The 11,682-nt window shown below is 35.8% G+C and carries 10 protein-coding genes; 9 read left to right on the forward strand and 1 reads right to left on the reverse strand.

The window, feature by feature from the left end; all coding sequences use genetic code 11:
• Positions 1 to 8: 8 nt before the first annotated feature.
• From murG to sucB, 6 genes are all read left to right on the forward strand, one after another.
• Entirely contained in the window at positions 9 to 1,082 is a 1,074-nt protein-coding gene (gene murG, locus N9R04_RS02330) for an undecaprenyldiphospho-muramoylpentapeptide beta-N-acetylglucosaminyltransferase (RefSeq protein ID WP_262854781.1), read from the forward strand.
• Between the two features lie 18 nt (positions 1,083 to 1,100).
• A complete protein-coding gene (locus N9R04_RS02335) occupies positions 1,101 to 1,715 on the forward strand; it encodes a phosphatase PAP2 family protein (RefSeq protein WP_262854786.1) in 615 nt (204 codons plus the stop codon).
• Between the two features lie 1,124 nt (positions 1,716 to 2,839).
• Positions 2,840 to 3,502, forward strand: coding sequence for a response regulator transcription factor (locus N9R04_RS02340; protein ID WP_262854791.1), 663 nt, complete (start codon positions 2,840 to 2,842; stop codon positions 3,500 to 3,502).
• A complete protein-coding gene (locus N9R04_RS02345; RefSeq protein WP_262854798.1) occupies positions 3,499 to 4,854 on the forward strand; it encodes a HAMP domain-containing sensor histidine kinase in 1,356 nt (451 codons plus the stop codon). The genes N9R04_RS02340 and N9R04_RS02345 overlap by 4 nt, the downstream gene beginning before the upstream one ends.
• Before the next feature lie 217 nt (positions 4,855 to 5,071).
• The gene (locus N9R04_RS02350; RefSeq protein ID WP_262854803.1) at positions 5,072 to 7,873 is read left to right on the forward strand and encodes a 2-oxoglutarate dehydrogenase E1 component; all 2,802 of its coding nucleotides are present in this window, start codon (positions 5,072 to 5,074) and stop codon (positions 7,871 to 7,873) included.
• A 14-nt stretch (positions 7,874 to 7,887) separates the two neighbouring features.
• Positions 7,888 to 9,162, forward strand: coding sequence for a dihydrolipoyllysine-residue succinyltransferase (sucB, locus tag N9R04_RS02355; protein ID WP_262854809.1), 1,275 nt, complete (start codon positions 7,888 to 7,890; stop codon positions 9,160 to 9,162).
• A 204-nt stretch (positions 9,163 to 9,366) separates the two neighbouring features.
• Here sucB and N9R04_RS02360 read toward each other — a convergent pair whose 3' ends face one another.
• The gene (locus N9R04_RS02360; RefSeq protein WP_262854814.1) at positions 9,367 to 9,567 is read right to left on the reverse strand and encodes a Mid2-like cell wall stress sensor domain protein; all 201 of its coding nucleotides are present in this window, start codon (positions 9,565 to 9,567) and stop codon (positions 9,367 to 9,369) included.
• Between the two features lie 190 nt (positions 9,568 to 9,757).
• Between N9R04_RS02360 and N9R04_RS02365 the strand changes: the two genes are divergently transcribed.
• From N9R04_RS02365 to N9R04_RS02375, 3 genes are all read left to right on the forward strand, one after another.
• Positions 9,758 to 10,567, forward strand: coding sequence for a VOC family protein (locus tag N9R04_RS02365; protein ID WP_262854818.1), 810 nt, complete (start codon positions 9,758 to 9,760; stop codon positions 10,565 to 10,567).
• 29 nt (positions 10,568 to 10,596) lie between these two features.
• On the forward strand, positions 10,597 to 10,800 hold the full coding sequence (locus N9R04_RS02370; RefSeq protein ID WP_262854822.1) for a DUF6501 family protein: 204 nt from the start codon (positions 10,597 to 10,599) through the stop codon (positions 10,798 to 10,800).
• Positions 10,801 to 10,881: 81 nt separating this feature from the next.
• Complete coding sequence (locus N9R04_RS02375) at positions 10,882 to 11,673, forward strand: ATP-binding protein (protein WP_262854827.1); 792 nt, start codon at positions 10,882 to 10,884, stop codon at positions 11,671 to 11,673.
• Positions 11,674 to 11,682 lie beyond the last annotated feature (9 nt).

The raw sequence follows: 11,682 nt of genomic DNA on the forward strand, positions 1-11,682 counted from the left end.
GTTGAGTTATGGCTAAAATTGCATTTACTGGTGGAGGAACTGTGGGTCACGTCTCAGTTAATCTCAGTTTAATTCCTACAGCTACCAATGACGGGCATAAAGCTATATATATAGGGTCTAAAAATGGTATTGAAAGAGAGATGGTTGAGTCGCAATTGCCTAATATAAAATACCATGCTATATCAAGTGGTAAATTGCGGCGCTACTTATCTTTTGACAACGTCAAAGATGTCTTCAAAGTTCTAAAAGGTATTTTAGATGCTCGAAAAATCTTAAAAAAAGAACAACCAGATGCGCTATTTTCAAAAGGTGGCTTTGTATCAGTACCTGTTGTTATAGCTGCAAAATCACTAAAAATACCAACGATTATTCACGAATCAGATTTAACGCCAGGTTTAGCGAATAAAATAGCACTTAAGTTCGCTAAAAAAATTTACACAACATTTGAAGATACTATCAACTATTTACCGAGTGACAAAGCTGACTTTGTCGGTGCAACTGTCAGACCTGATCTTCTCAATGGGAATAGTGACCGAGGCTATCAACTGACTCAATTCAATCAATCTAAACCTGTCTTGCTAGTAATGGGAGGAAGTCTAGGTAGTCATAAATTAAATCAAATTATCCGCGATAATTTAGATTTACTCTTAAAAGACTATCAAGTGGTGCATCTAACTGGTAAAGGCCTCCTCGATCACACATTAACTCAGCGAGAAGGTTACAAACAATTTGAATTTGTGAAAGATGATTTAACAGACTTATTGGCTATTACGAGTACTGTAATTAGTAGAGCAGGAGCTAACGCTATATATGAATTCCTTACATTGAACATACCAATGTTACTTATCCCGCTTGGACTTGATCAATCTAGAGGAGACCAAATTGATAATGCTAAAAACTTTGAATCTAAAGGATATGGCAAGTATGTATTAGAAGAAGATCTCACTAAAAATCTACTAATGGAAGAACTCAAACGACTTGAAGACGAGAGGTCAGAAATCATCAACACGATGCGAACATATAAAGAAAGCTATACGAAAGAAGAATTATTTAAAAAGTTTATACAAGATGCTTTACATTAGCGCAGAAAGGGTACTTAGATGAGTCGTTGGAAACGTATATCATTGCTTGTTTTATTAATAATATTTTTTATTATCTTTGCACTTTATCATGGGTCTACATTCGGCAAGTGGCTTGATACAAACGTGTATGAGCTACTTCATTCACTCTATAGTGCGATTGTAACTACTCTATTTCGAGTTATCACATCAGTTGGTGAAGTTTGGTCAATGGCAGTACTTTCATGTCTACTCATAGGGATTCTTGTCTATAAACGCTATCATGCGGAAGCCTTATTTTTTATCCTTGCAATGGCTTTATCAACTATATTAAACCCATTGCTCAAGAACATATTTGACAGAGAACGACCAGATATTTTACGCCTCGTTGATGTCTCAGGTTATAGCTTTCCTAGTGGACATGCTATGGGATCGATGGTATTTTTCGGCTGTCTGATATATATCGTTAATAGAATATTCAAGGGTCTCACTAATAAAGTTATGTCTACAATCTGTGCATGCCTCATAGTTTTGATCTGTGCTTCAAGAATATACCTTGGCGTTCATTTTCCCACCGATATCTTAGCAGGATTGTGTGGAGGAGCTTCCTGTATCATCCTCTCTACATTGGTGTTACGACACAAATTAAAAATTTAGTTAAGAAAAAGCGACACGATACTCTAGTAGTGTATAGAGCGTGTCGCTTTTAGTGTCTTTAAGTCTTTGTAATACGTATGATAAAAACCGGTTCTTTTTGAGTAAACCGGTTTTTATATTTCACGTTGTCTCGCAACGTTAGTCTTTTACGGGCATATAAAAGGGGATATTGTGAAAATGATCAATCCATTTGAACGAAATATGTGTGGGGGGAATAGTTCATTTGGTATTGATAATCATTTTCAACTACATTATACATCACTGAGAACTATTGTCAATTAGATTCTAAAAATTTTTGAGAAAATTTCCAAAATCATTAGCTATTCAGTTGCTTATGTCTTTTCAGACGGGGAGCGGGACAGAAATCTAATTTGAATAAAAAGATTTCGTAGTCTCGCCCCGGCAAGGATGATTAGAATTGAAAAAAGCTTGATACAAGCGCGTTTTCAAATCAGACATCTACTGCCAAGATGCTGAAAGAGGGAGCGGGACAGAAATCTAATTTGAATAAAAAGATTTCGTAGTCCCGCCCCGGCAAGGATGACTAGAATTGAAAAAAGCTTGATATAAGCGCATTTTCAATTCAGTCATCTACTGCCAAGATGCTGAAAGAGGTTGAGACATTACATTATGTCCCAGCCTCTTTCTCTCTAGTCAAAGACCATTCTGTTCCGCTCCCTTCTGAGAAGTGTGGTTAGTCTCCGATAATTGCTGTTCACAGATAAGGTAATAGGTAGCAATCCTCAACCTTGAAAACGGCGATCATTACTGACCATTCAAGAGGTCGGAACGCTAGCGTTTAAGATTTAACTAGAACCGACCGATAAGAAAATTGTTCACTAAATTTTGTCGCATTATGAGCGTTATTGTAGAAAATATTGCTTTAGAGTCACCGTTAATCGGATTCCCAGTGCATAATATCTTTAGCTCATAATTGAAATTAATTGCCTCTCAAACCCTTTAGCATACTGACTTAACTTACCCCTTCGCCTAAGCTAAGTAGGGTTAAATATTACAAAAAATTGAAGTTGAAAAAATTTATTTACCTTTAGTTCTACTTGCGATAAGATAAAATTTACATACAAAATTCAACTTCTCATATTTAAATGACAGAGGTGGGAACTATGACCAAAATACTCATTGTAGAAGATGAGCAAAATTTAGCACGATTTATCGAACTTGAACTTAAACATGAGAATTATTCAGTTGATATAGAAAATGATGGTAAAAGCGGACTTGCACGCGCTTTGAAAAATAGTTATGACCTTATCTTACTTGATCTCATGTTGCCTCAAATCAATGGTTTAGAAATTTGTAGACAAATCCGACAAGAGCAGCAAACTCCAATCATCATTATTACTGCTAAAAGTGAAACGTACGACAAAGTCACGGGGTTAGATTATGGTGCAGACGACTATATCGTTAAACCGTTTGATATCGAAGAGTTATTAGCTCGTATTCGCGCAACCATGCGCCGTCAACCGAGCAAACATATCATTGACATTAATGGTCTAGTGATAGACAAAGATGCGTTTAAAGTCACAGTTGATGATGCGACATTGGAGCTAACTAAGACTGAGTATGATTTGTTATACTTACTTGCAACGAATAGAAATCATGTGATGCATAGAGAACAAATTATTGAAAACGTGTGGGGTTTTAATACCGAAGTTGAAACAAATGTCGTTGATGTGTATATACGTTACTTAAGAAACAAATTAAAGCCATACCACATGGATAAATATATCGAAACGGTCCGTGGTGTAGGCTATGTGATAAGAAAATGAAACAACGTCGATTAAGAACTAAGTGGATGGTCATCACTACTACTATTACTTTTACCACCATCTTTATTTTTAGTATTATCATCATTTTTTATTTAAGTAGTGCTCTACGTCAAAACGAATTAGAACAAGCTCAACGTAGTTCAAATGATTTAGACGAACTCTTTAATAAAACACCGTATGAAAAAATATCAACGGTAGATCTTAATGCTTCTTTAGGTAACTTTCAAAAAGCTGTCTTATATGATGAAAAAGGCCATCATTTGATTGAAGCTTCCAATGACAATTCGATTGTATACTCGCCAACACTCCAACGCCAATATTTAAATAAAGTCGTTAAAAAGCGTTATCATCACAATGACTACCTAATGATTACTAAACATATTCACAATGACCAATTTAAAGGCTATAGCGTCGTTATCCATTCTCTAAATAACTATAATACGCTTGTGAGCTCTTTATATTTCTTTGCGGTTACTTTCGGTTTCTTAGCAACTATAATTACCGCTTTAATAAGTTTCTTCTTCTCTTCTCAAATTGCTAAACCTTTGGTCACTCTTTCGAATAAAATGAAACAAATTAGAAGAGATGGTTTTCAAGAAAAGATCGAGTTACCTACTAACTACGTCGAGACAGATAATTTAATAGATACTTTTAATGCCATGATGACGCGCTTAGAAGATTCTTTTAACCAGCAAAGACAATTCGTAGAAGATGCCTCACATGAACTACGTACGCCTTTACAAATCATTCAAGGTCATCTTAATTTGATTCAAAGATGGGGCAAAGAAAACCCAGAAGTTCTTGAGGAATCACTCAATATCTCCTTAGAAGAAATGACTAGAATTACTAAATTAGTCGAAGAATTATTATTACTCACGAGAGACAATACGCACAAATCCACAACAGATTTAGAATATGTAGACATAAATAAAGAAATTAAGCAACGTATTAAATCTTTAGCGCGATTACATGAAGACTATACCTTTGAATTCAAACCTTATCCTAAGCCATTACTCAAAGAAATAAATCGTCACCACCTCGAACAAATACTCATCATCTTTATTGATAACGCAATAAAATATGATCAAAAAAACAAACATATTAGTTTCGAAACGAACTTACGCAATAAACAAATTTTCATTGATATAACAGACCATGGGGTAGGTATACCTCAGGAGGACTTAGAATTCATCTTCGATCGGTTCTATCGAGTTGATAAATCTCGTTCTCGCAAGTTAGGCGGTAATGGATTAGGCCTGTCTATAGCTAAAAAGCTTATAGAATTTAACGGTGGTTCAATAGTAGTTGAAAGTGAAGTTGGAAAGTATACCACATTCCATATTAAATTATAGTAAAAACGAACATGTTTGAATTTCTTTTAGTTGTAAATATAATAAGTGTCAACTTACTGCAGAACTCTATTTTTAAGCATTATTTTTTTAATTTAAAAACCATTTTTTAGAGTTCTGCTTTTTTTATTTTAAGGTACGATAAGTACTTTAATTTGAGCAATTTTAATGCTATTATTGTGTTGTAAGCGTTTCAACTATTTTGTGGAGGGTGTAATAAATGAGCAACGAAAAACAGGTTACTGAGGCACCTGTAAATTTCGGGCAAAATCTTGGATATATGTTAGACTTATATGATATTTATTTACAAGATCCATCATCAGTTCCTGAAGATTTACAAGTCCTTTTTAGTACTATAAAAAACGGTGAGGCTGACATCGTTAACAAACCAAGCGCGGGTGCAACTAGCACTCAAAGTGATAGTACAATCAAACGCGTTATGCGTTTAGTGGACAACATCCGTCAATATGGGCATTTATTAGCGGATATTTATCCAGTAAATCGTCCAAATAGAGAACATGTTCCTAAATTAAATATTGAAGACTTTAATTTGGATAAAGAAACTTTGGAAAATATTTCTGCAGGTATTGTGTCTGATCATTTCGAAGATATCTATGATAATGCGTATGAAGCAATAGAGCGTATGGAAGAACGCTATAAAGGACCTATTGCTTTTGAATATACGCATATTAATAATAATAAAGAACGTGTTTGGTTAAAACGCCGAATTGAGACGCCATACCAAGCATCCTTAAATAATGAACAAAAAATAGAATTATTTAAAAATTTAGCTCATGTTGAAGGCTTTGAAAAATACTTGCATAAAAATTTCGTTGGTGCTAAAAGATTCTCAATCGAAGGCGTGGATACGCTAGTACCTATGTTACAAGAAACTCTTCGTCAAGCTAGTGACGAAGGTATTAGCAATATAGAAATAGGCATGGCTCACCGCGGACGTTTAAACGTTCTCACTCATGTTCTGGAAAAACCATATGAAATGATGATTTCCGAATTCATGCACACTGATCCTATGAAGTTTCTCCCTGAAGATGGTAGTTTAGAGCTGACTTCTGGCTGGTCAGGAGACGTGAAATACCACCTCGGTGGAGTTAAGACGACAAGCTCATATGGTATAGAGCAACGCATTTCTCTTGCTAATAATCCAAGTCACTTAGAAATCGTTTCTCCAGTTGTGTTAGGTAAGACACGTGCAGTTCAAGACGATACGCAACACGCTGGTGCAATTACCACTGACTTTAAAGATGCTATGCCGATATTAATACACGGTGACGCAGCTTATCCTGGTCAAGGTATTAACTTTGAGTCTATGAACCTCGGTGGATTAGAAGGTTATTCTACAGGTGGCTCTTTACACATTATTACTAACAACCGTATCGGCTTTACTACTGAACCATCTGATGGCCGTTCTACAACATATTCTTCAGATATCGCTAAAGGTTATGATGTTCCAATTATGCACGTGAATGCAGATGATGTGGAAGCTACTATAGAAGCGATAAAAATAGCGATGGAATTCAGAAAAGAATTCCATAAAGATGTTGTCATTGACTTAGTAGGTTATCGCCGTTATGGTCATAACGAAATGGACGAGCCATCAATTACTAATCCAGTTCAATATCAACACATCCGTAAGCATGATTCTGTAGAAATACTTTACGGAAAAAAATTAGTTGAAGAGGGTATCATTTCTGAAGATGAAATGAATGAAATTATCGATGGAGTTTCTAAAACATTGCGTTCTGCTCATGATAAAATTGACAAGAACGATAAAATGGATAACCCTGACATGCAGAAACCTGATGATATTTCTGAACCACTTAAAGGGGATACTAAGAACTTCTCATTCGACCACCTCAAAGAAATTAATGATGCAATGTTAAGTTATCCTGAAGGCTTTAACGTCTTGAAAAAGCTTAATAAAGTGCTGGAAAAACGACGTGAGCCATTTGAAAAAGAGGAAGGTTTAGTGGATTGGGCGCAAGCAGAACAGCTCGCTTTTGCCACTATCACTCAAGATGGTAAACCTATTCGATTAACAGGCCAAGACAGTGAACGTGGTACATTCAGCCATAGACATGCCGTACTTCATGATTCTGAAAATGGAGATGAATACGTACCGCTTAATAATGTACCGAATCAACAAGCTACGTTCTCTGTTTACAACTCTCCATTATCAGAAGCAGCCGTTGTAGGTTTCGAATATGGTTATAACGTTGAAAATAAAGATTGTATGACTATTTGGGAAGCGCAGTATGGCGATTTCTCCAATATGGCCCAAATGATTTTTGATAACTTCTTATTTAGCGCTCGTGCTAAATGGGGTGAAACATCAGGTCTTACGTTATTCTTACCTCATTCATTTGAAGGTCAAGGTCCTGAACACTCTTCCGCTCGTTTAGAACGTTTCTTGCAACTTGCTGGTGAAAATAACTGTACTGTAGTTAACTTATCAAGCTCTAGTAACTACTTCCATCTATTAAGAGCGCAAGCAGCAAGTCTCGGTACTAAGGCAATGAGACCACTTGTAGTCATGTCACCTAAAAGTCTTTTACGTAATAAGACAGTGGCTCAACCTATTGATAAATTCACAGAGGGATCTTTCGAACCTATCCTACCTGAAACTGGTGATGCCGATAAAGTTCGCAAAGTCATCTTAGCTTCAGGTAAAATGTTTATCGACCTAAAAGAATATTTAGCTAAAAATCCTGATGAATCAATTCAGCTTATAGCGGTAGAAAGATTATACCCATTCCCTTCAGAAGAAATTAAAGCAGAATTTGATAAGCTTAATCAGTTAGAGCACGTCGCATGGGTACAAGAAGAACCTAAGAATCAAGGTGCATGGTCATTCGTTTACCCTCGCCTTAAAGAATTAACTGCAGATAAATACGATTTAAGTTATCATGGAAGAATACAACGTTCTGCTCCAGCAGAAGGTGATGGCGAAATTCACAAACTTGTACAAAATATGATTCTTGAACAAAGTACTAATAATAAGTAGGGGGAAAATACAACATGCCAGAGGTAAAAGTTCCAGAACTAGCAGAATCAATAACAGAAGGTACCATAGCGGAATGGTTAAAGAGCGTAGGAGATAGCGTCGATAAAGGTGAGGCTATCGTAGAGCTTGAGACTGATAAAGTCAATGTTGAAGTAGTTTCAGAAGATGCAGGTGTCTTACAAGAAACACTTTTTGAAGAAGGCGACACTGTCGAAGTTGGCCAAGCTATTGCTGTAGTAGGAGAAGGCGAACCAAGCAATAGCGGTTCAAGTTCTGATAGCTCATCTAGCGATGATAAAAAAGACTCTGAAGCAGACTCAGGTAAAGAAAGTCAAAGCAGTAGCTCTAATGAAAGCCAATCACAAGATTCTTCAAGCGATCAATCTAGCCAGCGCGTTAACGCTACGCCTTCAGCACGTAAATACGCGAGAGAAAAAGGTATTGATTTAAGTGAAGTTTCAGCTAAAAATAATGATGTCATTAGAAAAGAAGATGTAGATAACAAACAAAATTCTGCTAGCCAGTCTAAACAATCTTCTAAAGAAGATAACAAATCTTCACAACCTCAATCACAAAAGCCATCTAAACCAGTTGTACGTGAGAAAATGTCACGTCGTAAGAAAACAGCTGCTAAGAAACTTCTTGAAGTTTCAAATCAAACAGCTATGTTAACAACATTTAATGAAGTTGATATGACAAACGTTATGAACTTACGTAAACGTAAGAAAGAACAATTCATTAAAGATCACGATGGTACAAAACTAGGATTTATGTCATTCTTCACTAAAGCAGCAGTAGCAGCATTGAAGAAATATCCGGAAGTTAATGCTGAGATCGATGGCGAAGATATGGTAACTAAACAATTCTATGATATTGGAATAGCAGTATCTACAGACGACGGTTTATTAGTTCCATTTGTTAGAGACTGTGACAAGAAAAACTTTGCTGAAATCGAAGACGAAATTGCTAATCTAGCGATTAAAGCACGTGATAAAAAACTAGGTCTCGATGATATGGTTAATGGTTCATTTACTATTACTAATGGTGGTATATTCGGTTCAATGATGTCTACTCCAATCATTAACGGTAATCAAGCTGCAATCCTAGGTATGCATTCCATCATTAAACGCCCAATTGCTGTTGAAGACGATAAGATTGAAAATCGTCCTATGATGTACTTAGCATTAAGTTACGATCATAGAATTATTGACGGTAAAGAAGCAGTTGGTTTCCTAAAAACTATTAAAGACCTCATTGAAAACCCAGAAGATTTATTACTAGAATCATAATTCTCTAATAAAATAGTTTACTAATTGAGAGAGCGGGACTGAAATCTAATTTGAATAAAAAGATTTCTGTCCCGCTCCCTTTTACTGATCTTTTTTACTTTTAATCTAGCTGTGGAATAGTTACGAGATCAAATGGTTCTTCCGCATTTTGATATTAATAAATTGCACTAATTTGTTGAATGAAATTCATCGATTGAGTCTTTCTTAAGCGAAAATATAGATTAAAACTTCGATAATTGCAATCACTAAGAAAATGCCGAACACCAATCCATAAATATTATTGCTCTGTTTGCTTTTGTTATCTCGACGAGATTGAACTGAGTGAGACATGTTAGTAAAGAAAGTAATACCACAATACACAGCTATAAGTAGTGTAATCCCAAATATAACCCAAAAGTTAAACATGTACTAGCCTCCTTCCACTGTCTCTTCAATTTAGTACTAACTTTATAATTCATATTTTAATATATAATAAGTTTTTACTCCAATGACTAAATTCTAAAATTGTCACTAGTAAATAAAAGGTCTACATACAAAATAGGCTTGTTATACGTTATAATAAATCTAATAGAACTAGATTGAGAGGAAGGGTTATATGCAAGGTTTACGAAGTGTTACTCTTGGTACCAAAGATATGGAAGCTACAATCGATTTCTTTCATAATCAGCTAGGGCTAAATGAAACTGAAAAAAATGGTGCTAGACGGTTTGGAGATGCACACCTGAGCCCTGGGACACGACTCCACTTTGTTGAAGTTCCAAACTATGACGAAGAAGATCATCATATTTATAGCTTAGGGCTAAGGGTGCCAACTGATGAAGCCTTACTTGAATATCAAGAAATACTTGACGATAACGGTATGCAATATAGTGAGATGTCAATGCTAAATACCCACAAGTGCTTTCATTTCTATACTAAAGAGGGGTTGAGAATAGACATCTATTCTGACGAACTTAATAGCGGAACACCTCTCGGAACGCCTTCTACTGAAAGCACAGTCAATCCATTACATCAGATTCAAGGATTAGGTCCAGTCATATTAAGAGTAAACGACTTATTATTAACGCGCTCTGTACTCAGCAAGGTCTTTGGTATAGAAGCCTTTGCTGAATATACGCTAGCTGAAGATGAAGAGATAAATGTACTGGTCTTTCAAATAGGAGATGGTGGTTTAGGGGGAGAAATGCATCTTTATAAATCTCCTAATGATTTAGAATTACCAGAAGCTGGCGTAATAGAACAAATTGAATTCAGCACTCATGACCGTCAGCAGTATCAACGAGCGATAGATGAGCTCGATGATGTAGGTATACCCTATCAAACTCTCAATCAAGATACTACGCAGTCGTTGCGTATTAATGAGGCAAGTGGTATTGCCTTTATTCTAACTTTAGAACATAATTAAGAAGTAATAACAAGAAAGGGTTTTAAATGATGCTACATGAAGAATGGAAAGAGCGTAAACCTCTAAAGCGTGTTGAAGTAATTCATACTGATGCAGCTAAGTTTACTGTGGCCGATATGTTAACAGTAGGCAAGCAATATGATGTGGTAAACGAGACCGAAGAATATTATCAAATTCTAGATAATTCAGGTTTAGTTGGAGGCTATTTCAAAGATTACTTTAAAGAGGTTTAATTAGTTTGCTAATAGGCTGGGAAGCTAAGATATCTTTTCCCAGTCTATTTTATATAGGCACAATAAAGGAGTTATTGTATCATGATTCAAGGAAAGTATATAAATCAGGATAAATCAATATTTGAAGATGCTGTGTCGCTGATGCAGCTTAATAAAAATATCTTACTTAAAGGGCCGACTGGTTCTGGAAAGACACGTCTTGCTGAATCCTTAAGTCAGCACATGAATATACCTATGCATCAAGTTAATTGTTCTGTAGATTTAGATGCCGAGAGTTTATTAGGTTATAAAACAGTATATACGAATGATAGTGGACATCAAGAAATTATTTTTATAGAGGGTCCTGTAATTAAAGCTATGAAAGAAGGCCAAATACTTTATATCGATGAAATTAATATGGCTAAACCTGAAACTTTACCTATCCTCAACGGCGTGCTTGATTACCGTCGCCAATTAACTAATCCATTTACAGGTGAAGTGATTAAAGCTGAAAAAGGGTTTAATGTTATAGCAGCAATTAATGAAGGTTATATTGGCACGCTACCTATGAATGAAGCTTTAAAGAATCGGTTTGTAGTTATTGAAGTAGATTACATAAGTGGAACCGTCTTAGAAGAGGTTATTCAACAACAAAGTCAGCTAAACGATCTGACGTTAATTCAAAAAATTGTAAAGTTCAACGAAGATTTGCGCACGATGACCAGACAAGGGCAAATATCAGAGGAAGCAGCAAGTATACGCGCTTTAATTGATTTAAGCGACCTCGCTACAGTCATGCCTATCGATCGCGCTATCAAAAGAACAATCATTGACAAGTTGGAAGACGACCGAGAACAACAAGCTATTCTTAATGCTGTAGAATTAAATTTTTAGTGAGGGTTG

Source organism: Staphylococcus marylandisciuri, assembly GCF_025519785.1.
GTDB classification, from domain to species: domain Bacteria; phylum Bacillota; class Bacilli; order Staphylococcales; family Staphylococcaceae; genus Staphylococcus; species Staphylococcus marylandisciuri.

Excerpts from the sequence above, each read along its gene's own strand:
- murG (WP_262854781.1), top strand. The coding sequence starts at position 9 with ATGGCTAAAATTGCATTTACTGGTGGAGGAACTGTGGGTCACGTCTCA.
- N9R04_RS02335 (WP_262854786.1), top strand. The coding sequence starts at position 1,101 with ATGAGTCGTTGGAAACGTATATCATTGCTTGTTTTATTAATAATATTT.
- N9R04_RS02340 (WP_262854791.1), top strand. The coding sequence starts at position 2,840 with ATGACCAAAATACTCATTGTAGAAGATGAGCAAAATTTAGCACGATTT.
- N9R04_RS02345 (WP_262854798.1), top strand. The coding sequence starts at position 3,499 with ATGAAACAACGTCGATTAAGAACTAAGTGGATGGTCATCACTACTACT.
- N9R04_RS02350 (WP_262854803.1), top strand. The coding sequence starts at position 5,072 with ATGAGCAACGAAAAACAGGTTACTGAGGCACCTGTAAATTTCGGGCAA.
- sucB (WP_262854809.1), top strand. The coding sequence starts at position 7,888 with ATGCCAGAGGTAAAAGTTCCAGAACTAGCAGAATCAATAACAGAAGGT.
- N9R04_RS02360 (WP_262854814.1), bottom strand. The coding sequence starts at position 9,567 with ATGTTTAACTTTTGGGTTATATTTGGGATTACACTACTTATAGCTGTG.
- N9R04_RS02365 (WP_262854818.1), top strand. The coding sequence starts at position 9,758 with ATGCAAGGTTTACGAAGTGTTACTCTTGGTACCAAAGATATGGAAGCT.
- N9R04_RS02370 (WP_262854822.1), top strand. The coding sequence starts at position 10,597 with ATGCTACATGAAGAATGGAAAGAGCGTAAACCTCTAAAGCGTGTTGAA.
- N9R04_RS02375 (WP_262854827.1), top strand. The coding sequence starts at position 10,882 with ATGATTCAAGGAAAGTATATAAATCAGGATAAATCAATATTTGAAGAT.